At 43.5% G+C, this 24,844-nt stretch carries 24 protein-coding genes; 18 read left to right on the forward strand and 6 right to left on the reverse strand.

Annotated elements, in window-relative coordinates; translation table 11 throughout:
* The first annotated feature begins 207 nt into the window (after positions 1–207).
* From ISG33_RS13765 to ISG33_RS13795, 7 genes are all read left to right on the forward strand, one after another.
* Positions 208–2,703 carry a M1 family metallopeptidase gene (locus ISG33_RS13765; RefSeq protein ID WP_195734181.1) on the forward strand — a complete coding sequence of 832 codons (2,496 nt, stop codon included), beginning with the start codon at positions 208–210 and terminating at the stop codon, positions 2,701–2,703.
* Complete coding sequence (locus tag ISG33_RS13770; protein ID WP_229333600.1) at positions 2,690–3,244, forward strand: DUF6702 family protein; 555 nt, start codon at positions 2,690–2,692, stop codon at positions 3,242–3,244. Before ISG33_RS13765 ends, ISG33_RS13770 begins: the two co-directional genes overlap by 14 nt.
* 9 nt (positions 3,245–3,253) lie before the next feature.
* The gene (locus ISG33_RS13775; RefSeq protein WP_195734182.1) at positions 3,254–3,541 is read left to right on the forward strand and encodes a hypothetical protein; all 288 of its coding nucleotides are present in this window, start codon (positions 3,254–3,256) and stop codon (positions 3,539–3,541) included.
* Between the two features lie 72 nt (positions 3,542–3,613).
* Positions 3,614–4,933 (forward strand): ABC1 kinase family protein, encoded by a 1,320-nt coding sequence (locus ISG33_RS13780; RefSeq protein WP_195734183.1) that lies wholly within the window; start codon positions 3,614–3,616, stop codon positions 4,931–4,933.
* 49 nt (positions 4,934–4,982) lie between these two features.
* Positions 4,983–6,035 carry a mechanosensitive ion channel family protein gene (locus ISG33_RS13785; protein ID WP_195734184.1) on the forward strand — a complete coding sequence of 351 codons (1,053 nt, stop codon included), beginning with the start codon at positions 4,983–4,985 and terminating at the stop codon, positions 6,033–6,035.
* Positions 6,025–7,038, forward strand: a complete 1,014-nt coding sequence (locus ISG33_RS13790) for a GGDEF domain-containing protein (RefSeq protein ID WP_195734185.1) — start codon at positions 6,025–6,027, stop codon at positions 7,036–7,038. The genes ISG33_RS13785 and ISG33_RS13790 overlap by 11 nt, the downstream gene beginning before the upstream one ends.
* The gene (locus tag ISG33_RS13795) at positions 7,031–8,110 is read left to right on the forward strand and encodes a GGDEF domain-containing protein (RefSeq protein WP_195734186.1); all 1,080 of its coding nucleotides are present in this window, start codon (positions 7,031–7,033) and stop codon (positions 8,108–8,110) included. The genes ISG33_RS13790 and ISG33_RS13795 overlap by 8 nt, the downstream gene beginning before the upstream one ends.
* A 17-nt stretch (positions 8,111–8,127) precedes the next feature.
* Here ISG33_RS13795 and ISG33_RS13800 read toward each other — a convergent pair whose 3' ends face one another.
* Positions 8,128–8,439, reverse strand: a complete 312-nt coding sequence (locus ISG33_RS13800; RefSeq protein WP_229333601.1) for a DUF6482 family protein — start codon at positions 8,437–8,439, stop codon at positions 8,128–8,130.
* Between the two features lie 169 nt (positions 8,440–8,608).
* On the opposite strand from ISG33_RS13800, the gene ISG33_RS13805 reads away from it, so the two are divergent.
* The 3 genes from ISG33_RS13805 to ISG33_RS13815 all read left to right on the forward strand — a co-directional run bounded on the left by ISG33_RS13805 (position 8,609) and on the right by ISG33_RS13815 (position 11,310).
* A complete protein-coding gene (locus tag ISG33_RS13805; protein ID WP_195734187.1) occupies positions 8,609–9,565 on the forward strand; it encodes a DUF3014 domain-containing protein in 957 nt (318 codons plus the stop codon).
* Positions 9,566–9,586: 21 nt separating this feature from the next.
* Complete coding sequence (locus ISG33_RS13810; protein WP_195734188.1) at positions 9,587–10,132, forward strand: DUF1285 domain-containing protein; 546 nt, start codon at positions 9,587–9,589, stop codon at positions 10,130–10,132.
* 185 nt (positions 10,133–10,317) lie between these two features.
* A complete protein-coding gene (locus tag ISG33_RS13815; protein ID WP_195734189.1) occupies positions 10,318–11,310 on the forward strand; it encodes a fatty acid desaturase in 993 nt (330 codons plus the stop codon).
* A gap of 103 nt (positions 11,311–11,413) precedes the next feature.
* Here ISG33_RS13815 and ISG33_RS13820 read toward each other — a convergent pair whose 3' ends face one another.
* A complete protein-coding gene (locus ISG33_RS13820; RefSeq protein ID WP_195734190.1) occupies positions 11,414–12,964 on the reverse strand; it encodes a methyl-accepting chemotaxis protein in 1,551 nt (516 codons plus the stop codon).
* Positions 12,965–13,109: 145 nt separating this feature from the next.
* On the opposite strand from ISG33_RS13820, the gene ISG33_RS13825 reads away from it, so the two are divergent.
* The 5 genes from ISG33_RS13825 to ISG33_RS13845 all read left to right on the forward strand — a co-directional run bounded on the left by ISG33_RS13825 (position 13,110) and on the right by ISG33_RS13845 (position 19,011).
* On the forward strand, positions 13,110–14,450 hold the full coding sequence (locus ISG33_RS13825) for a metal-dependent hydrolase family protein (RefSeq protein ID WP_195734191.1): 1,341 nt from the start codon (positions 13,110–13,112) through the stop codon (positions 14,448–14,450).
* Between the two features lie 104 nt (positions 14,451–14,554).
* Positions 14,555–15,124, forward strand: a complete 570-nt coding sequence (locus tag ISG33_RS13830) for a YqaA family protein (RefSeq protein ID WP_195734192.1) — start codon at positions 14,555–14,557, stop codon at positions 15,122–15,124.
* A 96-nt stretch (positions 15,125–15,220) separates the two neighbouring features.
* Positions 15,221–15,976, forward strand: a complete 756-nt coding sequence (locus ISG33_RS13835) for a class I SAM-dependent methyltransferase (protein WP_195734193.1) — start codon at positions 15,221–15,223, stop codon at positions 15,974–15,976.
* Positions 15,977–16,041: 65 nt separating this feature from the next.
* Positions 16,042–17,370: a helix-turn-helix domain-containing protein gene (locus ISG33_RS13840; protein WP_195734194.1), complete on the forward strand. Its 1,329-nt coding sequence runs from the start codon at positions 16,042–16,044 to the stop codon at positions 17,368–17,370.
* Positions 17,371–17,493: 123 nt separating this feature from the next.
* The gene (locus tag ISG33_RS13845; RefSeq protein WP_195734195.1) at positions 17,494–19,011 is read left to right on the forward strand and encodes a hypothetical protein; all 1,518 of its coding nucleotides are present in this window, start codon (positions 17,494–17,496) and stop codon (positions 19,009–19,011) included.
* 163 nt (positions 19,012–19,174) lie between these two features.
* Here ISG33_RS13845 and tusA read toward each other — a convergent pair whose 3' ends face one another.
* The 3 genes from tusA to rph form a co-directional block, all read right to left on the reverse strand.
* Complete coding sequence (tusA, locus tag ISG33_RS13850; protein WP_195734196.1) at positions 19,175–19,450, reverse strand: sulfurtransferase TusA; 276 nt, start codon at positions 19,448–19,450, stop codon at positions 19,175–19,177.
* Positions 19,451–19,452: 2 nt separating this feature from the next.
* Positions 19,453–20,106: an orotate phosphoribosyltransferase gene (pyrE, locus tag ISG33_RS13855; RefSeq protein ID WP_195734197.1), complete on the reverse strand. Its 654-nt coding sequence runs from the start codon at positions 20,104–20,106 to the stop codon at positions 19,453–19,455.
* Between the two features lie 122 nt (positions 20,107–20,228).
* Positions 20,229–20,942, reverse strand: coding sequence for a ribonuclease PH (gene rph / locus ISG33_RS13860; RefSeq protein ID WP_195734198.1), 714 nt, complete (start codon positions 20,940–20,942; stop codon positions 20,229–20,231).
* Between the two features lie 204 nt (positions 20,943–21,146).
* Here rph and ISG33_RS13865 point away from each other — a divergent pair, with 204 nt between their 5' ends.
* From ISG33_RS13865 to ISG33_RS13875, 3 genes are all read left to right on the forward strand, one after another.
* Positions 21,147–22,010, forward strand: a complete 864-nt coding sequence (locus ISG33_RS13865) for a YicC/YloC family endoribonuclease (protein ID WP_195734199.1) — start codon at positions 21,147–21,149, stop codon at positions 22,008–22,010.
* 736 nt (positions 22,011–22,746) lie between these two features.
* Positions 22,747–23,169: a hypothetical protein gene (locus ISG33_RS13870; protein WP_195734200.1), complete on the forward strand. Its 423-nt coding sequence runs from the start codon at positions 22,747–22,749 to the stop codon at positions 23,167–23,169.
* A 20-nt stretch (positions 23,170–23,189) separates the two neighbouring features.
* Positions 23,190–23,570: a hypothetical protein gene (locus tag ISG33_RS13875; protein ID WP_195734201.1), complete on the forward strand. Its 381-nt coding sequence runs from the start codon at positions 23,190–23,192 to the stop codon at positions 23,568–23,570.
* 256 nt (positions 23,571–23,826) lie between these two features.
* Here the strand turns inward: ISG33_RS13875 and ISG33_RS13880 are convergent, their stop codons facing one another.
* The gene (locus ISG33_RS13880; protein WP_195734202.1) at positions 23,827–24,825 is read right to left on the reverse strand and encodes an SEC-C metal-binding domain-containing protein; all 999 of its coding nucleotides are present in this window, start codon (positions 24,823–24,825) and stop codon (positions 23,827–23,829) included.
* Between the last annotated feature and the right edge of the window lie 19 nt (positions 24,826–24,844).

The raw sequence follows: 24,844 nt of genomic DNA on the forward strand, positions 1-24,844 counted from the left end.
TAAAATCGGGCTTCGGCACAAGTGAAATTAGGTATTTTACTTAGATAAAAAGCACACTATTTATAAGGGATAGTTTGGTTACACTTTTCTTTAAGACCAAAGTCGATACAATAATGAGCGCTAACAATGCACAATAACATGGCATAGTCGGAACAATAATAATGAGCACGACTGCAATATCGCCACTCCTAACAACAGGGACCACCAATGAGATTTAAACAGGCCAATCTGGCAGCAATAGTATTTGCCACGTCACTTATTTCCAGCACCTTATACGTCACATCAGCGAGCGCGACTTCGGCAATAAAACAAACTAAAGGAAGTTTCGAAGATAAGTTCCGTCAACTTGACGAAGTATTACCAACACCTAATGTATATCGTAATGCAGCTGGTGAGCCTGGCCATGAATATTGGCAACAACAAGTGGATTATGTCATCAAGGTAACACTTGATGAAGAAAAACGACGATTGAGTGCCACCCAAGAAATTACCTATTTAAATAATTCGCCCGACACGCTGAAGTATCTGTGGATACAACTCGATCAAAATAAATTTCGAGAAGACTCTATGTCGGCGCTAACAACGACTTTCGGTGGCATTGGCAATCGAGGGCCAGCGACGCAAAGCGTGGGAGCAAGCTCTCCTGCACGTTTGAGTTTGGGCGCGCTAAGAAGGCAGCAGTTTGTTGAAGATACTGAGCTGGGCTACGATTTACAAAAAGTGAGCGACAGTCGCGGAAGGCCCCTCGAATATGTGGTGGTGGGCACCTTAATGCGTGTTGATTTAGCAAAAGCACTCGCGCCAGGCAAATCAACCAAAGTGAATATTGATTTTGCCTTTAATATTGTTGAGGAAGATGCGGTTTCTGCTCGTGCCGGTTACGAACACTTCCCCGACGATGAGCGAGAAGGTGGAAACGATATTTTTCTGCTCGCACAATGGTTTCCTCGTTTAGCCGCCTACACCGATTACGAAGCATGGACCAATAAAGAATTTATTGGCCGCGGCGAATTTACCCTTGAGTTTGGTAATTACGACGTAAGTATTACCGTGCCTGCTGACCACATCGTTTCGTCTACAGGTTCACTCACAAATGCCAAAGACGTGCTCACAAGCCAGCAAAGAAAACGTTTAAAAGAAGCTGAAACAGCAAAACGTCCAGTATTTATTGTCACTGCAGAAGAAGCGCTAGAGAACGAGAAAGAGGCTACAAATAAGACCAAGACCTGGCGCTTTAAGGCCGAGAAAGTACGTGACTTCGCTTGGGCTAGCTCGCGCAAGTTCATGTGGGATGCAAAAGGTTATCAGCAAGGCGGCGATGAACAGCCTTTGGTAATGGCGATGTCGTTTTACCCCAAAGAAGGTGGTGACTTATGGAAGAAGTACAGCACCGAATCGGTTATTCATACAATGGAAGTGTATGGTCGTTTCTCCTTTGATTATCCTTATCCCGTTGCTCAGTCGGTGAATGGCCCGGTGGGCGGAATGGAATATCCGATGATCACCTTCAATGGCCCACGCACCGAGCTTCAAGATGACGGTTCGCGTACCTACTCTCTAGCCGAAAAGCGCTTTCTTATTGGCGTAGTGATCCATGAAATCGGCCACATTTATTTTCCAATGATCGTGAATTCAGACGAGCGTCAATGGACTTGGATGGATGAAGGACTAAATAGTTTTCTCGACGGTGTCGCAGGTCGTGAGTGGGACCCAACGATCCCTTGGGGTGTTGAACCTCGAGATATTACAGATTACATGAAGTCGTCTACTCAAGTGCCCATTATGACGCAATCTGATTCCGTATTGCGCCTTGGTCCAAATGCTTACACAAAGCCTGCAGCAGCGCTCAACATACTACGTGAAACCATCATGGGTAGAGAACTTTTTGATTTCGCATTTAAAGAATACGCGCAGCGCTGGAAATACAAACGCCCAACACCCGCAGACTTTTTCCGTACGATGGAAGAAGCTTCAGGCATCGACCTTGATTGGTTTTGGCGTGGCTGGTTCTATTCCACAGATCACGTAGATATTTCACTCGATTCAGTTTACAAGTTACGTCTGGATACTAAAGATCCCGATATCGATTTTGCGCGTCAGCGTCAGGCCGAAATGGATAAGCCAGTGTCGATAACCGACGAAAGAAATAAAGCTGAAGGTATCGAGCTTTGGGTTGATCGTAACGATGATATTTCTGACTTCTACGACGAGAATGATCCATGGACAGTCACCAACAAAGAGCGAAATAGCTACCGTTCTTTCCTTAAAAATCTAGATCCTTGGGAAAAGCGTGTATTCGAGCGCGCCGTTAAAGAAGACAAAAACTACTACGTATTAGACTTTTCTAATAAAGGTGGTTTGGTGATGCCAATTATTCTTGAACTTGAGTTTGAAAATGGCAACAAAGAGAACATGTATATTCCAGCAGAAATCTGGCGAAGAACACCAAAAGCGGTTTCAAAACTCATTGTGACGGAAAAAGATCAAGTGTTGAAATCGGTCACGGTCGATCCTCGCTGGGAGACGGCAGATGTTAACGTCGAAAATAACCATTATCCTCGACGCATAATCCCATCTCGCATTGAAGCCTATAAGTCGGAAAGAAGCAAAACAGGTGTTCGCCGTGATCTGATGCAAGATAGTAAGACTGAATTAAAAACGGACGAAGAGCTTGATAAAAAAGATAACGATGACGACGAATAATACAAAAAGGCAAGCAAACTTCATCGCGGTTTGCTTGCTACTGCTGTCTACAGCCACTGCGTTTGCTGCTATTGTTTTCACAGCAAACGCCGAGGCACATCAGCAAAAAATGGCAATAAGCACTGTGTTGTATAATCCGAGAACTAACAATATTGAAGTGATGCATCGCTTTAACTTGCACGACGCGGAGCATGCAGTAAAAGAGATTTTTGGCGGCAGTGCCGATATCTATAATAGCGAGCAAACTCAAGCTAACTTCACTACTTATGTTGTAGATCGCTTTGCCATTTTTGATTTAAACAAGAAGCAATTGCCATTGAAACTAGTAGGTAGCGAACTTGAAGGTAAACACTTTTGGGTTTACCAAGAAACCCCCGCTCCCACTGAGTTAGAGGGCGTGTACATAGAACATAATGCGCTTAGAGACATCTGGCATAAACAAACTAACACGATTAATATAGAGGGCTTAGGTGATATCAAAACACTTACTTTTTCCGATAACACTGAGCTATTGAGCGTTGAATTTACTAGCCAACATTAGGAAGCCAAGATGTCAGACCAACAATACCGGCCTTTAGACGAATTCAAGAATAAAAAAAATATTGTTTGGGTGTTAATGTCGGCGTCGATGTGTGTATTCATTCTTTTCGTATTGTTTACCGGAACAGGCGGTGGCATCATTGGCTCGGTATACAGCGTGATGCTATGGACGGGCATTTTTGGTGGAGTGTTAGCGCGCTATTTTGACAAGAACGGCTGGATTGGTTTTGGCATAGGCAGCGTATTCGGTGTTATCTGCTATGTTATTGCTCCTATCGTGGGTATCGCTGCTCTATAGACCCGAATAAGCTTTATTATGAAAACTCAATACTCGATTCACACTACAAGTATATAAGCGGGAAGACATTCATTGAATAAAAGGCTAGTAGAGAAAAGAGTACCGTCTAGCCGCCTAGCGCGTTTTGCAAAGCTTACAGGCATTGCCACTGCCGTATCGGGGAATGTTATAAAAGGTGTTGGAAAGCAACTTTTAAAGGGTGAGCGCTTATCACTGTCCGATTCCCTTCTCAACGCCGACAACGCAAACTCGATAACCACAAGGCTCGCACAAATGCGCGGCGCTGCCATGAAGCTTGGGCAACTTCTCTCAATGGATGCGGGTGAATTACTTCCCGCCGAGTGGGAAGCTATTCTATCAAGACTTCGTCATCAGGCCGACGCTATGCCGAAAAAGCAACTTATTCAGGCTTTGAACGATGCTTGGGGGCCAGAATGGCATCAACAGTTTTCGTATTTTTCTTTCGAACCAATCGCTGCCGCAAGCATTGGCCAAGTGCATAGGGCTACTCTCAAAAGCGGTGAAGAACTAGCGATAAAAGTGCAGTATCCCGGCGTGAAAGAAAGCATCGACAGCGATATCGATAATGTCGTGGGCTTAATCAAACTCAGTAGGGCTTTACCAAAACACATCAATATCGACCCACTCATCGCAGAAGCAAAACTACAGTTGAAAACAGAAGCAGACTACTTGCAAGAGGCTGCTTTCTTAACGCAGTATCGGTCTAATTTAGCGGGCAAGTCGCACTTTATTGTGCCCGAGGTAATAGATGAGCTTAGCACTGAAACCGTTTTGTCTATGGAGTATGTAGAAGGTCAACCCATTAATGAAATCGCAGTAAACAGTGAGCTTGCTAACGATGTATGCGCGAAGTTAATGGCGCTTACCTACATAGAATTGTTTGAAACAAAGCTAATGCAAAGCGATCCAAATTTTGCGAATTACCTTTATCAGCCAAGCTCAAAACGTATTGTATTATTGGATTTTGGTGCCTGTAGAAACATAGCAGAGCATACATCATCACAATACTTGGCAATGGCTAAGGCAATGCAAGAGCAAAATATTGAGGCTATGCAAAGCGCTCTATTTGAGCTTGGCCTCATCGATAACAACATGCCTGAATCGGTCATTAAGGTGATACTCGATGCATGCTTAATAGCCAGTGAGTGCTTACAAAGCTCACCTTACAGTTTGAAAGAGGCGCAGCTGATAAAGCGTATTCAAAGAGTAAGCATGCCACTCATAAGCGATAAAATATCAACAGTTACCCCTGCTTTTGATGTAGCATTAGTGAATCGAAAAATTACCGGTATGATCCTGCTAGCGAATAAACTCAGTGCAACACTCGATTATAAGAATGCACTGACCCCTTATTTAGCTGAGCGAACATGAAACAAACCGCGACCAATGAATAGGTAATATATAAAGCAATGAGGGGCACATGGAGCACATACAAGAGTTAGGAAAAGCGCTGGTCCCACTTGTGTTAATAGTGCTCATTAGCATTATTGTATTGGCTATTGCTCATCGTGTGTTGTTACCCAAGAATGGCGTAGACAAAGACACTGCCTTACCACGCAGACTTATTTTAATCGTACTGTATATCGGTGCTCTTGTTGGCATCGCGCTCACCTTGCCAGTTTCCGACAGCACCCGAAATCAGGTTATCAGTCTGATCGGTATACTGGTATCAGGTGTTATTGCATTTAGCTCAACCAATATCGTATCTAATGTGATGGCCGGTATTGTGCTGCGCTTCACTAAACCTTTCCGCACGGGCGATTTCATTAGAGTAAATGGCTATTTTGGGAGAGTGAGTGAAAAAGGCCTGTTCGACACTGAAATCCAGACTGAACAACGTGACTTAATCGCTCTTACCAACAGCTTTCTCATTTCGCATCCAGTGCAGGTGGTACGTTCGTCAGGTACTATCATTTCTGCTAGCTTGTCACTTGGTTACGACTTACATCACAAACGCATCGAGCCCCTGCTGTTAAAGGCAGCCGAAGAAAGCAATTTAAGCGATCCCTTTGTACAGATACTCGAACTAGGCGACTTCTCGATTACCTATCAAGTGTCGGGTTTATTGACCGAAGTGAAAAGTATGATTTCTGCTCGTTCGAAGTTGTTTTCTAATATTTTGGATTGTTTGCACGACGAAAAAATAGAAATTGTTTCCCCAAGCTTTATGAACCAGCGCAAGCTTCCCGATAATCAGGCAGTATTACCACCAAAGGCGAAGCGCACCGAAAGTGCGGTAGAAAAAGCACCTGAAGAACTTCTGTTTGACAAAGCTGAGGAGGCCGAATTAAGAGAAAAGGCAGAGCAAGAGCTCGAAGCTCAAATTGTAGAAGCTGAGCTACAACTGAAAGCCTTCGAGGGTGAAGAAAAAGCAGCACAAAAATTACTTTTAGAGTCTTTACAGGAATCGCTCAAGCAATTGCGAAGTGGCGACATTGACACCACGACGCAAGGTAACTCAGATGAACGTTGAGCGTCAGACCGTTCGCTCGCAACTACGAGAACACAAGCGTTTAACACTGTATTCAATTATTGGCACCGTTGTTCATTTTCTGCTGTTGTTATATTTCATCTTCGATGAACAAGAGCCGCTTATTTATTACAACATTGTTGCGCTGTCGTGCTGGCTGTATTGCTTCTATTTTCTACGCAAAAAAGACTATTACCGCATTGCTATTCTCACCTCTCTGGTGATGCTGATTCAGCTTAATCTGGTAACTATTTTGTATGGCACTGAATCTGGCGTATTGATGGGCCTGTGGCCTCTGGCCTGTATATTTGTGATTAATACGAGAACGAGAATGGTGGCCGGCACCGTGTTTGCTTCGGTTTGCCTGATCAGTTTTATTTTACTCAGTTTATATGCCCCGGTGTCGACGGAAGATGGTTTTATTCCTGGTAGCCTTGAGATCTTCATTCTGGTTACTGGAGCAATAATGGTATCGGCTGTCATGTCTATCAAAAGTGCTTTTAGAGCGCGTCGCAACAAAATGATATACATAGCGAATCACGACACCTTAACGGGCTTAAAAAATCGTCGTTTTTTCACGACTTTTATTGCTCATCGACAAGACGTTATACGAAGAGAAGGCACTCGTTTTTGCCTTGCTTTGGGTGACATCGATCACTTCAAACAAATTAACGACCAACATGGCCACCAAATGGGTGACGCTGTGCTTGTTGCAATTGCGGCCTGTTTTAGAGAAATATCGGCACAAAGTGATGTAATTTGTAGATGGGGAGGAGAGGAGTTTCTTATCTTCATTCCTGAGTCGGATATAAGCATGGCATATCCAGTCTTGGAAGCCATTCGAGAGGTTATTTCAGACCAAAACATCGATGGCATCAATACCACGATCAGTTTTGGAGTAGTTGAGTCGGATGGAAGTGAGGCACTCGATGAGCTATTCAAAGCTGCAGATTTGCTGTTATATAAGGCGAAGCAGTCTGGTCGAAATAGGGTGGAATATGAATAGACTATTGAGTTCCACGATTCCTGAGATGTTTAAGGGCTTTTCCGAACCGCCTCGCGTTATCAGTGAGGAAGACTACCCCGATTTTTATGGCATTGTTGTATCTGCCCTGAATGGTATTTTGGTTAACCTCATTCTACTGATAATTTTTGTCATTGAAGGCGGCTACTTTCTCGCGTCGTTAAGCATCACTGGCATCATATTTTGGCTAACAGCAATGCGTTTTGCTTATAGTGGGCATTTCAGTGCCGCTATTTTTGTGGGAATGTTTGAAATGATGTTCCATGTGGGCGTAGTTGTTAGTGTGATCGGCTTAGCTTATGGCGGTCAGCTAATTTTGTGGGCATCAATTGCCTATGCAGCCTTCAGTTATCACAAAAACAAAATGATAACGCGTATTGTTAGCTATGCCTGCTTAATTGAAATGGCTGCCCTGTATGCCTTTGTTCCTCAATTCACAGAGTTCACTGCCTTTGAAAATTACCGCGAATTCATTTTTGTTTTGTTAACCTTATGCTCTGCAATACCGCTGATGACGGTGCTGATGTTTATTAAGTCAGTACAAATCCGGGACCGCAAACAACTTCAAAACCATGCAAACTTCGACCCTCTCACTGGTTTGTTCAATAGAGGTTTCTTCGATACCCTATTAGAATACGACCGCGACACACTGTCGAATGGCGGTGGTCCTTTCTGTGTTTGTTTGGCCGACATCGATTACTTTAAGAAAGTGAATGACGAATATGGGCATGATGTTGGAGATGAAGTGTTAATTGAAGTCGCGAATATCATCAGTGGCAATCTACGAAAAAGTGACGCTGTTTGTCGATGGGGTGGCGAAGAGTTTGCGATCATTTTACGCCGATGCGATATGTCGGACGGCCCACAAGTGATACAAAAAATTCGCAAAACCATCGCGAGTAAAGTTTTGTCGTCTGCCGAAATCAAGGTAACGATGAGTTTTGGCCTTATTTTAGCGGAACAAGATGAAGCAACAGACGCACTCATAAAACGCGCCGATCGATTGTTGTATACGGCTAAAGAGAATGGCCGCAATCAACTCGTGAGTGGCTAGCAATAATACGATAGAGCCTAGTAGGGTTGCTGCATTGAAAAAGGCATTTCGGTTAAATCACTTGCCTTCATCGGGTTGCCAATCATTTCATCGTAAGGCGAGTCGTGCAGCATCACAGCCTTTTGTACTTCACAGTGCTCGAACATATCGCGTACCATTTGCGAGTTATGGAAACGCATCGGGCTGCCTTTTTTATCAGTGACAAAACCTGCTTGCCCCTCAATTTGCACGCGCACGAGATAGACATTCATTTCGAAAGACTGCACCTCGAGCTTTTCGATAACGTGAGACTTTTTTGATAAGTCAGACATTGGATATTTTATATTCATAGTGAGTTAAGCTTGTTTCATCTATAGTAAGATTACTTACGCAATTAGTAGAGAAGGGGGTCAGTGTGGGTTTGATTTTTCGCTGCAACCCCCATATAGAGTGAACAAAAACATCGTCCTATAGTCTGAGTAGTCAGGTTTTATCGGTTTACAGCAATAAGAGGTAGCAATGAGCGAACAAGAAACGCAAGGCCCTAGCCAGCTAGCACAAATGAAACCTTATTTATTTGCAGCGGGCATTCTATTTGTCATTTTACTTATCGCCTTTTTTTGGCCAGTATCAGACGATAGCGACAGTGCGCTAGTATCAACACCCGTGCCGGTAGTCATCCCAGATACAGCTGAAAATGCACGTGATTCACTTGATGGCGAGAGTGGCGATGCGCCGGCCCTCAATGGCTCACAAACTATCACCGATACCGAAGCCCAAACAGCTACACAAGTAGGTGTTGAGAGCGATGTGTTCAATGGCACGCCGGAAATACAGGCCTTAGAAATTGAAGCGGGCAACACCACACTACCCGAAGCTGTTGTTCCCGACCCTCTTCCAATTGACGAAAGTGATTCAGCAATAAAAACTGCCTTAGTTTCTGTAGCCGAAAACCCAGCTATTGCACAATATCTCGTTAGTGAAGACTTATTGCAGAAGTTTGTGATTAATGTAAACAACATCGCAAATGCGGAAATGTCGCCTACTCACAGCCTGCTTAATGAGCCAGAAGACGAGTTCCGTGTTTACCAGCAGGCAGATAGAGATTGGATAGACGCTGCCAGCTTTAAACGCTACAACGCCTATGTGGATGCACTGGCATCGATGGATGCTGAAGACTTAATTGCCTTACTTGATACTTATCGCCCAACGATAGAAAGTAAATTCTCAGAAATTTCAATGCCGGGCAGCTCATTCAATAGCACCTTGTTGTCTGCAATCAATGAACTTCTTGATACGCCAATAGTGCCCCTTCCTATTGAGGTTTACTCCGACAGTGTAATGTACAAGTATAAAGACGAGAAACTTGAAAACTTGTCGGGACCACAAAAGCAAATACTCAGAACAGGCCCAGAAAACACTCGAAAAATCAAACAAGTATTACGTGATTTGCGCGATGCCTTGCAAGACTCCTAGTACTAGGCCAGAGCTTTAATTATGGATTTAGGCGCAATTGCTCAACAATTAAAAGAGGTAAAGCAGGGCTTGAATAGCCAAGCTTTACCTCCCGTTGATGACTGGAACCCCGAATTTTGTGGCAACATGAACTTAGTCATTAAAGCGAATGGGCAATGGTGGCACGAGGGCAGTCCATTCACTCGTGCGGCATTGGTAAGCCTATTGGCGAGTGTTTTAAAAAAGGAAGCTGACGATTATTTTCTAGTTACCCCTGTTGAAAAAATTGGGATTAGCGTTGAAGACGTTCCGTTCATTATTGGCGACTGGCAGCAAGACCAACACGTACTCACTGTGACAACCCAGCTGGGAGATAGCTTTGTTATCGACGATAGCCATCCAGTGGAGCTTAGAGAATACAAAGATGTACTCGTTCCCTATTGCTTGGTTCGCAGAAACTTATGGGCAAGGCTTCATCAAAATGTATTGTATCAATGGGTTGAGTTAGCAAGAGAAAGAACAACTACAAAGAGCACTGAGTTAGTCATTAACAGCGGTGACTACGAGTTTGTTATCGGGCGTTATTAATAACTCACAGAATTTGCTCATGAAACTGAACTTTGCAGCCCCCAAAACAGTAAAAACCTTTCCTTAAATAGATTAATAACTGTACTAATTTGCTGCCATATATACCTATATGGTCTAGCTAAATACTTCGAATCTGGGTTCGAATCGGTTATAGTCCACGCATCACAAAGTAATGAAAATCGCTTATGACAACTACAGACACAAAACTGACAATTAAAACCATTGTAAAAGCTATCAAGGATGAAGAGCGTAACTTGCGGCAGAAGTATCCTATTCTGTCCTATCAAAACGCCTTAGGGCTTACGATTTTATTGCTATCCTTCTCTGCGTTGGTAGGTTTAGGGGTGCTTTATTATTTAGCCATCATTCCGGCGTGGCTGTGCGTAGTGTTAGCGGCTGTTGTAACTTCCATCTCACACGAGCTTGAGCATGACTTGATCCACAAGCAATACTTCAGCAAGTTCCCCATTGTGCATAATTTTATGATGTTAGTGGTATGGCTGATGCGTCCGAATACTATTAACCCATGGTATCGCCGTCAGATTCATTTGCACCATCATAAAGTGTCGGGCACAGAGCAAGACTTAGAAGAACGCTTAGTTGGCAATGGAATTAAAAATCCCTTCTTGCGCTTCTTAGTGATTGTTGATGGTTTGTTGGGCTTGGTATTTAACTCTGCTCGTTTCAAAAAAGAAATTAAAGACTTTAGCTTTTCGCGCGTATTTAACGCAGGCTTCCCCATTACGACAGCCTACTTCATCGTTTTATATAGCGTGGTTATCTTCCATTTGGTTAACTTTATAGTGCCCATTGAAGGAATGATGCCAGCATGGGCAATGTCGACTATGAACGTGTTCGAGTTTTTGATGATCACTTTGGTTTTACCCAATATCATTCGTTCTAGCTCGCTTAATTTTGTTACTTCGTCGATGCACTATTACGGCGGCGTGAATAACGTTTTCGAGCAAACTCATGTATTAACCAGTCGCTTGTTTGCGCCTTTTCACTTGTTCTGTTTCAACTTCGGTAAGACACACACTATTCATCACTTTGTGCCAAATCAACCTTTCTATTTGCGCCAAGCAATAAGCGCTAAAATTTTGAAAGTGATGAAGGAGCATGGTGTGAGATTTAACGACTTTGCTAGCATAAAGAACGCTAATTTCTATTCAAAGTAAGTACATAAAAAGAGCGACCTTTGTCGCTCTTTTTGATCCACGTATTTGTTCAGATAACGATGAACACCCACGGCCTTCGCTAGACGCTAATATTCAACTCGATTCACTTCTCACCGAAGGCGTTACTCAAGCCAACTAGGCGCTGAATATTGTCGTTAAGCGCTCGGGCGTTATCTTCCATTTCCTGCGCTAGGGCTGCGTTTGCATCAGCCACAGATTGAATACCGCCAACATGCTGTTCGATTTCACCACACATACTATCTTGCGATTCAGTCGCGCTAACAATGCCGCCAAGGTGTTGAGATATTGCTTCTATCATAGTGTATACCTCTTGAATAGAATCAGCCGATTCGTTGGCTTGATTCGCACTGGTCACTGCATTTTCGCGACTATCGTGCATCTTAACGACCCATTCTTTAAGCATTTCACGCATTTGTGCCAGACTATTCATGGTATTTGCCGCAGACTCTTGCGTGCGTGTTGAGAGTGCTCTAACCTCATCAGCCACTACCGAGAAGCCACGCCCTGACTCTCCCGCTCTAGCCGCCTCGATAGCCGCATTGAGTGCCAACAAATTAGTTTGGTCGGCAATCGAGTCTATTTCGCCAATGGTTTCAGACACTTTATCCGAGGCTTGCATGAGTTCATCGGCAGTATTTGAGGCTTGTTCAACCACATCTGACAAACCACTCACCCCATCGCGCCCTCTGATAATCAAGTCTTTAGCGCCAGCGCATTGTTCATTAGTTTGAATAACCCGTTGGTTGGTATCTTCGGTACTCGACATTACCCCCTGACTTCCTTCTGCCATGCGCTTCACAGCGTCGGATATCTGCTGCATTTCGGCTTTTTGCTCATGAATGCCTTGGGTTGTGCGCTCTACTATCGCTAGGGTGTTGTTTGCTATTTGGCTGATCTCTCTGGTTGCATCGAGCGTGCGGCCAAGAATAGTCCTGCGCATGGCCTTTTGTATTCCCAAGTGAAACTTCACAATGCCAGAAACCCCTCGCCCCGCGAGAACATAACGACTAATACTGTCATAATCATTTTTGAGGTCGTGAGCCATTTTCGGAATTTCAATTAGCTCGGTTTTAAAAACGATTAAACCAGCCGATGCCAATGCAAGAATGGAAAAACCAGCATACCAATCTGATACGAAAGAAGTGAACAGCGCTACGACAACGATAATCGCCAAAAAGAGTCGCGTTTTTTGTGCATAGCTTAGCTCAGAGCTTTGCAACTTGCCGCCCTCGTTGATCACTTTATAAAAAGCTTTGGCCCGCTCGATTTGTTCAGCTTGCGGTTTAACACGCACCGACTGGTAGCCAATTAACTGTTCATTTTCATAAATTGGAGTAATGAAAGCATCGACCCAATAATAACGGCCGTCGCTGCAACGGTTCTTTACGATACCATGCCACGACTCCCCTTTTTTTAAGTGATCCCACATATCTTTATATGCTGCTTTTGGCATGTCAGGGTGTCGCACGATGTTATGGTTTGAACCTACGAGCTCGTCTGAACGATAGCCCGCAACCTCACAAAACACGGTGTTAGCATAGGTAATAATACCTCGAGTGTCGGTGGTAGAAACAAGTTCTGACGTAGCCGGAAAAGTAACTTCCTCATCTACAATCAACTGGTCTTTGCGCATAAAATACCCTTTTACCTGCCGTTTTACGTGGCAGTGTAAGTGTGTAAAGAAATCAAGCCCCTATTTGGTGCATAGCATTCAGAATCCTTTGATTTACAGTCACTTTTGTCCTAATGTAACACTACAAATTAGTAGGGAAACAAACATGAAAGTAATCTTCTCAACAAAAAACAAATTTGCAGGCTATGCGGCAGCAGTACTTATACTATCGCAGGCCTTTTCGATACAAGCCTTCGCGGCTACCCATATCTTCGCAAGTAAGCTGATTACTTCAGAAGATTCAAAAACACAAAGTGATAAGACTGTTATCGTCGAAGATAACAAAATCATTAAAATTGTTGATGGTAAAGACACAGGTGGCGATGACGACACTTTCATCGATTTAACAGGTGCCACTCTCATGCCTGGTTTGATGGATATGCATGTGCACCTATCGTTTCAAAATGAAGGGCCTGCTAGTTATATGAAGCGCTTTACCTCAAACGAAGCCGACTATGCAATTGCCTCAGTGGACTATGCAGCTAAAACACTGATGGCTGGTTTCACAACGGTAAGAAACCTCGGTGACATGAAAAATGAGACTGTTGCATTGCGCAAATCGATTGATAGCGGCGTTTCTATTGGCCCGCGCATTTTCACCTCAGCAAAATCGATTGCAACAACAGGCGGGCATGCGGATCCAACTAATGGTCAAAGTGCAGATTTAATGGGCAACCCTGGGCCTCGCGACGGTGTAATTAATGGTGTAGCACAAGCCCGCCAAGCAGTAAGACAGCGTTACAAAGACGGCGCCGATCTTATTAAGATCACAGCAACCGGCGGTGTACTGAGCGTTGCAAAAAGCGGTCAAAACCCACAGTTTATGACAGATGAGCTAGACGCCATCGTGCAAACAGCTAAAGATTACGGCATGACAGTAGCGGTTCATGCTCACGGAAAGGAAGGCATGAAGCGCGCTATTTTAGCTGGCGTCGACTCAATCGAGCATGGCACTTACATGGATCGCGAAATCATTAAACTGATGCGCAAAAACGATGTGTATTATGTACCAACTATTTTAGCGGGTAACTTTGTTGCCGAAAAAGCAAAAATCGACGGCTACTTCCCCGACATAGTCCGTCCTAAAGCAGCCGCTATTGGCCCCTTGATCCAAAAGACCTTCGCTAGAGCGCATGAAAATGGCGTGCTGATCGCATTTGGTACTGATTCGGGAGTGTCCGCTCATGGCAACAACGCTCAAGAATTTGCGCTTATGGTAGAAGCGGGCATGTCGGAAATGGATGCCATTCGTTCAGCCACTATTAACACAGCCAAATTACTCAAGATCGACAAGGAATTAGGCACCGTGACGGTTGGCAAGTTGGCCGACTTAGTAGCCGTAAAAGGCGACCCTCTCGATGACATAAGCTTGCTTGAAAAAGTAGATTTTGTAATGAAAGACGGTACCGTGTTCAAAAACACAATGGCAGTAAGCTCAGGCGAGTAAAGCCGAACTCCTGTGGTGACGATACGAAAGAGGCTGAAAGGCCTCTTTTTTGTGATTTGAAATGAAAAATATGCTGTAGAGCATGAGTTGAGTAAGCAGGCCAAATGTCGATTAAAGCGAAAGTTAAAAAGCTGATAGAATCCAAGCATATGTTAAGTGGCATCACGCTTGCCTCGTTTTTAGAATCAACGGTAGTACCCATTCCATTAGAGGCACTGCTTGTTCCTCTTATGCAGAAGCGACGAGAGAAGCTCTGGCTAATTGCCTTTTTAACCACCTTAGGCTGCTTGTTTGGGGCATTGCTGGGCTACACGTTTGGTTACTTTTTATTTGAAATGATTCGCGATTTGGTTATGCAGTACTTAACCACCGAAGAGCAGTTCAAAAGCTTTCAGGAGCAGATGGCTCGCGACGGCTTTTGGTTTATTTTTAGCACTGGCGTCACCCCGATACCGCTGCAAATAGCTATGTTAGCCGCCGGTGTGAGTGGCTATTCGCTCGGGCTGTTTATGCTTGCAGTAGCACTAGGAAGGATCATTCGCTATTTTGGGATCGCCGTGCTGGTTTATTACTTTGGTGATAAAACCGAAAAACTTATTAAGCGGTATAAATGGCAAGCTGTAGCACTTGCTTGTGTGCTGGTTGCCATGGCTTGGTGGTTAATGCTTAGCTAGTAACCACAAATATGTTTCATAAGCTATACTCAAGCGAAAGGTTCCAGACGAGCCAAGTGATTAATAATTATAATTGTGAACGACAAAGGAAAAACCATGAAAAAGCTACTCACTTTAAGCATTGCATGTGCATTGGTCAGCGCCTCGGCGTTTGTTAGTGCAGGCCCAATCAAGGCAAAAATAGAAGCGGCAATGGCCTCAGACATTAGAACCGACGCTGAAATTAAACGTGACCGCAATCGCCGTCCAGTTCAAACTCTGGAGTTTTTCGGTGTTGAGGACGACATGCGTGTAGTAGAACTTGTTCCTGGTGGTGGCTGGTATACCAAGTTGCTAGCACCTGCATTAAATGAAAATGGTGAATATTTTGCAGCTATCGGCACTAGTCGCATAGAAAGAAATTTAGCCGATCAGCCAGGCTTCGAAAAAATGCGGATCGTTGGAAAGGAAGTAAGCACCTACCGTGAAGAAGGTGAACGTTTCAGTTCAATCAAGGCGACCGATCTTGGCGTGAGTGATGCCGATGTTGTTCTCACTTTTCGTAACTATCACAACTTCAGTGAGCAGGGTCGCAAAAAGATGAACGAGCTTGCATTTAAGGCGCTCAAGCCTGGTGGTATTTATGGTGTTGTTGACCATACCGCGCGTCATATGGAAGCACCAAATAATAGTAATCGCCGCAGAGTTGACCCAGTTCTGGCAATTAAAGAAATTCAAGAAGCTGGTTTCGTGATGGTAGATTACAGCACTCTTCACTATCGCGAAGATGACGAACTTGAGTATGAAGTTGGCGTAAAATCAGTAGCCGGAAATACCGACCGCTGGACCATTAAGTTCATGAAACCAGAGTAAGCGCAAATTCCTGTATTATTCATCATTATTCAAAACAGGCTTTCTACAGTAGTAGGGGCCTTGTTTTGAGTACCAAAAGCGCACCGCCGATCCTTACGCTTTTACAAAAAGAAAGCTTGTCTAAATCTCCAACATCATCAGCAATGCTTTCGATTGAAGATGAGCTGGTTAAGTACCTTATTGCTTATGAGCCTTGGTTCAAAAACAAAGGGCTTGGCTTGCAATGGCATTTTCCAGTCAAGCATCTTATATCTGCTTCTGATGATGCTATTCGCTCGGTAATGCATTGCCTGCTTGGCACTATTGTCAATCATAACGAGCAGCCAAAAGAAATGATGGTAAAAAGCCAGGTGTGCGACGCTTCACTCAACATCACTTGTAGTGTTACCTACACTCCTAGCTTTCAAAAAACATCCTTATTTCAAGATAAAGATATGCAAGTCATCAATCTTGTGTATGCGCAGTACGGATGGAGTATTTCATACAAATGGGTAGATGAAGTGGCACATATCGAGTGGACGCTAGACTACGCTGGAATTCATGACGAAGTATCCCAAAACCTAGTCCACTTTAGAGAAAGTAACAACAGTGCGGTTCAATCTTCAGAGTTAAGTTTATTCAATAACTCAGTGTTGATACTCGAACCAAACCTAGAGCTCAACGGCTACTTAGGCGATATTTTCAGTACGCATTACAAAGTTGTCGAGCATGGCTTTAACCTCGCTACCGTGAGTTCTCATGCTGTTATAAGTCTCTTAGCTGATACTATTCCAGATGTGATCATTACTGATAGCGATATAATGTGTCGACATAACTTTGCACTACTATCTATGATCGCGTCACACGATACGCTCAAGTTAACTCCCATCTATATTCTTTGTTCTGTTGACGATATTGAATACAAGCTTCAGGCCTTATCAATAGGATGTGAAGACGTCATTGAGAAACCCTTTTTAGCTCCCGAACTGCTACTAAAAGTGAATCGCTGTGTTTTGCATAGAAAAAAACTACTTTCACAATTTGCAAACCAAGGAAAGCTAAACCACAGAGCAATTAATGCAAAACCTCACAAGGCATCTCAAATAAGCGAAAAGTTACAAAAAATCGTCGAAAACAATTATCAGGATGCAAGCTTTTCAGCCTTGTCATTAGCTGAAAAGATGGCCATGAGTGAGAGGACGCTGCAACGAAATATGCTTAATTTAGGCTTAGGCAAGCCCAGCCAATTTATAAAGGATTTCCGCCTGAATAAAGCGTATTTATTGCTACTGCAAGGTAAGCCAATTCAATACAGTGCCGATATTTGCGGCTTCAAAAATGTTGACCAATTCTCGCGTAGTTTTATTCGTAAATATGACATTAAACCCTCGTCATTGTTGCAAGCCATTCACTAGAAAATTGCTTAAATAGTAATCTGTCGGTTTTTTACAGTCATTTGTCGCTTTTTTACCTGAGTTAGTTTCCCCGCTTGTTACCGTTAGTGCATATCTTAACTAAACCAGTACTAGGCTAAACCCATGTTTATACAAAATGCAAAACTCAAAGGTATGCAACATCCCAAATTAAGCTGCTCACTAATCGTGGCAGCTTTCTTACTCAGCGCTTGTGGCGGCGGAAGCGACAACAGTGATAGCGCTTCCCCAATAGCAGTGGAAACACCACCAAGCACGCCTGTTGCTAGTGCATATACCATGCAAGGAAAAGTTATCGATGGCTATGTGTCAGGCGCTACAATATGGCTTGATTTAAATGGCAACGGTAAACTAAACCGAAACATCGAACCCTTTGCCATCTCTGGCGACGCTGGAGACTATGCACTTGAGCTAAGTGAAGATGAGCAGGCTTGTTTGCCCTATACAACAACTTATGTTGATGTGCCTGTAGGTGCCATCGACGAGGACTTAGGCGAAGTTACCGAAGCATATCAGATGTCATTCCCACCCTCGTTCGTAGCGCCAAGCAACGACGATATTCGCCATATTACGCCCCTAACTAGCTTTATTTGGGGTATGGTTAGAAGGCAATTGCAAGGCAGTGGTCAAGGCAATATGAGCTGTGCGCAACTCAGAAACAATGTTGAATTGAGACAACAAGTCAGTGATTCTATAGAAAATGCAGTATCGAATGTTGTGAGTTTTTACAACATCTCGGCGGAACAAATATATGCCGATTTCATCGCAAGCAGCAATAATGAGGTGTATGACATTGCCCAAGATATTGTGCGCAGTCTTAAAGCAAGTTATCGCTTTCAGCTAGAGCTAAGTGAAGAGTATCCAGATGCTAGCGACATAAGCGTTATTGTGTTTAAAGATTCCGCGAACACAGATAGCTCGGAGCAATGGTTACGGTATATATCGGTGAGTCACTCCACCGAGTATTTCACCGAAACAGCAGTATTGAGAAATAACTTACGAAGCATTGTCAGAACAATTGGCTACCGTTTTTATAGCGAAGATAGTTGGAACGAGGGTGTATTGGGCTTAACTACCACTATCAGATACGAAGACGGTAGCGAGAAATGGCAATGCTTTAATGAAGAGCAGGTGCGCTTCGTTCAAAATGGCATAGAGTTAGACTTAATTAATGCAACACCGCCAACGTTTGAAGATAGCTATGAAGATTGCCAGTCATTGAATTATGGCAACGGCATTGAGCGCGGTTATGGTTATACTTTTTCTGAACAAGAAATTGGCTATGGCGCAGTATTTACGATTGATAATACCGATGCAGAGTATGCCGCGCTTGCCGACTGGCATAACATGCGAGACAAAGAAGCGAGCCTAGCACTACGTGATTTAGGTGACTATTTGCTTGCTATTCCTTATCAGTTTGAAGATGACATTAGCCTAGAAGTAAACCGCTGGCAGAAAACTAAAACTTATATTAATGACGACGGTAACGCTGTTGACATCAATAAATTTGGTGAACGCGGAAGCGACGCTATTAAATGGGAGCGCGCCACAAGCCTACCTAACGATACAACATTATTGGAATGTAGTGATGACGGCATAACCTGGGACTCATGCGAGAGCTAAGACCAACCGTCATTCCTAGTACTACACCGTCATTCCTACTACTTCACCGTCATTCCTGCGAAAGCAGGAATCTAGGCCCTTGCCTTCGCAAGGGTGACGGGTCTTAATCCTCATTCCTTCTAATCAACCGTCATTCCTGGTACTACACCGTCATTCCGGCTAGTCAATCGTCATTCCTGCGAAGGCAGGAATCTAAGCCCTTTTTCACCAAATAACGGTAAGGGGCTTGATTCGTTTCACTCGCCACTAAAGTGTGTTTCATGAAGCGACAAAAAGAGGGGACATCACGCGTCGTTGAATGATCATCGGCGCTAATTGCCAAGGTTTCACCCTCCTGCATTTTACGGATTTGAAGCCTGATCATCATTACCGGCTCTGGGCAACGAAGGCCTATAGCATCTAACTGGTGATCGGCTTGTTCGTAAATCTCACGGGTCACTTTTAAATACCGTATTGGTCGCGGTAGCTTTTGATAGCACTTGATGCTTGCTCAAAATCACTGCTTTCGCCACTGTTTTGCGATAAGTACTCGATAACATCAGCCAAACTCACAATCGAAATCACTTGTGTAGCAAAGTCGCGCTCAACCTCTTGAATAGCCGACAACTCTCCTTGCCCTTTTTCTTGACGGTCGAGAGCAATCAATACACCGGCTAATGACGCTTTGTGCTGTTCAATAATCAACATCGACTCACGAATAGCTGTTCCGGCTGTGATCACGTCGTCGACTAGCATAATTTTTCCATTCAGGGCGCTACCCACTAAACTTCCGCCTTCACCGTGGGTTTTTGCCTCTTTACGGTTGAAGCAATAAGGTACATCGCGCTCGTAGTCATTCGCTAATGCAACTGCAGTAGTTGTTGCGATTGGAATACCTTTGTAGGCTGGGCCAAAAAGTACATCAAAATCAACGTTTGAGGCTTGTAACGCAGCCGCATAATATCTACCTAATTTCGCTAGATCGCCGCCAGTGTTAAACAAACCAGCATTAAAGAAGTAAGGACTTACGCGGCCAGATTTCAGAGTAAACTCGCCAAAACGTAATACACCACGCTGAATGGCAAACTCAATAAACTCTCTTTTGTAATCTTGCATTTGTAAACTACCTTACTTAAAAATTATTGCTCTTCGTTGTAACGTTCATCGTGCTGCATTGCTGACTCACTTGGCTTATAGCTGCCTCAAAAAAGAACGCAGCGATAAGGCCAGAGCTAAGCTTAGGCCAACACACTCTTTTGGGCGTCGAATAACTCTTTAATACCGTCGTTGGCTAAGCTCAACATCTCATTCATTTCTTCAAACGAGAAAGGGTCGCCTTCAGCAGTGCCTTGCACTTCAATTAGCTTTCCGGTGTCGGTCATCACTACGTTCATGTCGGTTTCCGCGTCGGAATCTTCTAAATACTCAAGGTCGGCAATCGGATTACCTTTATAAACACCCACAGAAACTGCCGCAATCATATGCTTCATAGGGTTGGTTTTGAGTATGCCTTTGCTGCGCATCCATGTAAGAGCATCAACCAAGGCGACGCAAGCGCCCGTAATTGAAGCTGTGCGCGTACCGCCGTCTGCTTGAATTACATCGCAGTCTAAGGTGATGGTGTTTTCACCAAGGAGTTTTAGGTCGACTGCCGCACGCAATGAGCGAGCAATCAAACGTTGAATTTCTAAAGTTCTACCACCTTGCTTGCCACGAGCCGCCTCGCGGTCGGAACGTGTGTGGGTAGCACGAGGTAACATGCTGTATTCAGCCGTGATCCAGCCTTTGCCCTGACCTTTCATGAAACGAGGTACACCCTCAACCACAGAGGCATTACAAAGCACTTTGGTATTACCAAACTCGATGAGTACTGAACCCTCGGCATGACAAGTGAAATTACGGGTAATAGTAACGGGACGGATTTGGCTAGCAGTTCTGCCGCTTGGACGCATGGTGGACTCCTTATTTTTGAGGGCTGAATTATAGCCTACTTACTTTTAAAAACGCAGTCTTTCTTTCAATTGCGCTAAGGGTCTCTTATTAATAAGTTTTTCGATAAAGCGAAAAAGCCTGCTAAACTTAGCGCGCTTGTTGCTGGTTAGGAAAACACAGAACCAGTCGAGCATTTTTTAATAGATGATTCGATAAGGAATAGCATGATTTATAGCATGACAGGCTTCGCACGCCGTGAAATTAAAGAAGATTGGGGTAGCGCGATTTGGGAAATACGCTCGGTTAACCAACGCTACTTGGAAACATTTTTCAGACTGCCAGAGCAATTTAGAAGCCTAGAACCGATATTGCGTGAACGTTTTCGTAAAGGCCTTCAACGCGGAAAGGTAGAATGTGCACTACGTTACAGCTTAAACGATGCAGCAAGTAATTCTATAAACGTAAATGAAGACCTAGCCAAACAAGTCGTAGAAGCAGCCACTTGGGTGCAAACACAAGGCGACGTTGCCTTAATGAACCCGATTGAAATTCTACGCTGGCCTGGCGTTATCGCCGCTCAAGAAGCCGACATGGACACCATTCAAGCGGATATGCTGAAAGCCTTTGATCTTACTTTCACAGATTTTGTGGCGGCGCGGGCAAGCGAGGGCAACAATATGAAAGGCTTGATAGAACAGCGCTTAGATGCGATACAAGCCGAATCAGATAAAGTAGGCGCGCACATGCCCAGTGTTATCGAATGGCAAAAGGAACGCATTAGAAGCAAGTTCGTCGAAGCTAAAATGGAACTCGACGCCACCCGCGTTGAACAAGAAATGGTATTGCTTGCGCAAAAAATGGATGTTGCCGAAGAACTTGATCGCCTCACCAGCCACGTAAATGAGACCAAGTCGATTTTGAAAAAAGGCGGCGCTGTGGGCAGAAGACTAGACTTTATGATGCAAGAGTTTAACCGTGAAGCCAATACCTTGGGTTCTAAATCGATTAATTCAGAAGTGACTCAATCTGCGGTTGAGCTGAAGGTGTTGATTGAGCAGATGCGTGAGCAGATCCAGAATATTGAGTAGAGTTTCTGATAATACATTGAAGCATTTTAACGTTATGAATCAATAATTTAAACACCTAACAGTTGCGATAGCACCAGAAGATGCATCGAAAGAGGCTATTCGACAAGCAATGATCAAACGACCTCGCTGGATTTGGAATAGCATTAATGACTTCGCGAACCAGTATGATTTTGTGTTGCCCAAGAAATACACTAGCGGCGACAGCCAATGTATTTAAAACTAAGCCTGAAGTTTTAAATCAACACTTACACACGAGCTAGGCCATTGCTACAGCATAATTTTTTTCGAAAAACTTGAGGTTGTTGCACAAAGTTTACTTTCGATTATTGAAAAAGAAACAGAAGGGCATCGGTTTTTAATTGAAAGCTTTGCCGATGTAGCGGCGGCAACAACATCTGATTTATGGATGCAAGGTTTTGTTATAGGCCTGCTGGTTTGTTTACTAGTAGTTTGGAAGAAAGGCTTTATATTTTTAGGCGTGTTACTCGCGTTGTTTATGTTTTATGCTGGCTATGCAACTTTGAATTCTGATATTGGTGCGCATGTAATTCATGAGCAAGGCACACCTTATATAGTAGCTTCTTACATTGCTTTCATAGTTATACTTTTATTTTGTTTTATTGGTTATCGACTGAACGGACGTAGAGTGAAAAATATTATATAACAAAAGCTTGAAGCGGATAAGAATAAAGAGCAAATTTTACCGCTTAATGCGGTGTTACATGCCAGGAGAGTTATGTATTACAGTTTAGAACCTGAGGTCTCTGGTAGGATTGGGGACGATTCAGATTTTGATAATTCAATTCATCCACCGCGTGTTACAAAGCTTAACTATGTATTTGACGGTTGGTTAGGTGATTCGCTAATAGAATCTTTTCCGTGCTTTATTGTTACTGAATCGTTAGCTAAAGAAATAGTTGAAAAGGGTCTGTTAGGATGTAAATTCGAAGAATGTAGTACCACTACTTCTGAACAATTTAATGAATTACATCCCAACAGGGAACTTCCTAATTTCTTATGGCTTCAGGTCTACGGGAAGCTAGGCGTAGATGATTTTTCAATATCAGAAACGGGTATGCTAGTGGTCTCAGCAACAGCTCTTGATGTATTAAATCAAAGTGGTATTGAAAATTGCGAGATCGAGGTGTATGGCATATAACAAACGATTCAAGGAAGTCTATGCCCTTAATAGCAAAAGAAAATAAGGAAAGTGCATTCAAAAATTACTGCCAGAATTGGGTAAGTTTGCTTTCAGCCAGAAAATTTGTCGAGGCTCAGAAACTAATAGATACCGAAAACAGCTATGGTGAAATTTGGACTGAAGCAAAATTAATTAAGATTGTTCAAGATTACTTCGACAACACTTCACGCGTTGAATTTCAAAACGAGGACTTAGCTAAGTGTTACCCTGAATTGCTAGAAACTGAATCAGGCTCTATTTTATTTGGTTTTTACTTGCCGGCAAACGGCGAAATAACAGACTTAACTGTAGAATTTGAGTTCATACCTAATGGTAATTTTGAATATGCAGCCACTATTAATGACGTTCATGTATTGTAGTAAGCACGTATCTAACAATCGTATAAACGCACTCCCTACGGTAGCTGGGAGAACGTTAAATGCAGCCTTTGCTTCGCTTAAAGCGTACACCCTTAAACCTGCTCGTTATGCGGAGTGTTAGGTAATCAAAGATGAGCGCTAAGAAGAATGTAATAGTTGTCACCAAACAAATAAACCTATGTACGATTGCTCTCGTTCTCGAACAACGTGGCAAACTCTTAAGCTGAAAGACCTAACCTTGTTCTTCTATTTCACGCTAAACATCGAATTGGAAAACTTGCTTCATCAATGGTTGCACTTCCACTTTTTCCGGCGTCCTAAGCTCATTAACATGTCTCATTGGCGTAACCGTCACAAAACCCCAAAACTCAAGAAAGCGTTTAATAAATCGTGATTCAATCATTGTGCCTAGTAACTTACTCGGAGATGAATACCCATCTTCAGGGCATTTCAGCAGTAAGTCTGGGAATGCGATCGTTACCTCTTCAATCAATTGCTCTGTATTGCCATGACTTTGTAAGCGCCACAGCATAAATAGCCAGAAGGTTCTTAGATCAATATCGTGCTCCCATCCATCTAGGTAGCCCCAATTGTACTGAGAGGTTGCAGCTTCGAGCATAGGGATAAAGAACGCTTGAATGCCGTGGGCTAAATACTGCTTTTGAGCCGTTTTTTTAACATGATAGCGGCCACTGCGACGATAGATAATACCAGCAATCTCTGCCAGCACTCGGCTGTAATGTAGGGCATTAAACTTATCCTCGTTACTGCCTGCATATTCACTGATGCTAATATGTCGTTCAAATTGAGAGACTGCAAATTCTGGTAATAGCTCACTAGCCTGGTTAACAATTTTTGTCGGCAAGTTACCTTTGCTGGTGGCTTTAAAAGAGCCATCGTTTTGCATGGCTTCGTTTAATATCAATGCTAAGTAACGCATCACTGGGCTGGTTATTAGGTTAGATGGCGTGTGTAGTGTTACCCCTTCCAACTCACTGACAGATGCATATAACCAATTGCTCATTTGTGTTGGCGAAAGGCCACAAAAGTCAGGGTGTGGCCGATCATTAGCTGCCTTCATTTTTTGCTCTGCAACAATATTAAGTTCTTCTATAGACAAGTTAGGGTTCATTGCAGCAACTTGCTCAATATCATCCAGCATTGATGCGTGTTGCTTAGAGATACTGTTCATGCAGCAACGTTTGTACTTTTTACCGCTGCCACAAGGGCAAGATTCATTTCGACCTGGTTTCATGTTTTATCTACTCGTCTTA

It is taken from the genome of Marinibium conchae, from assembly GCF_015595035.1.
Taxonomy (GTDB): domain Bacteria; phylum Pseudomonadota; class Gammaproteobacteria; order Enterobacterales; family Alteromonadaceae; genus Glaciecola.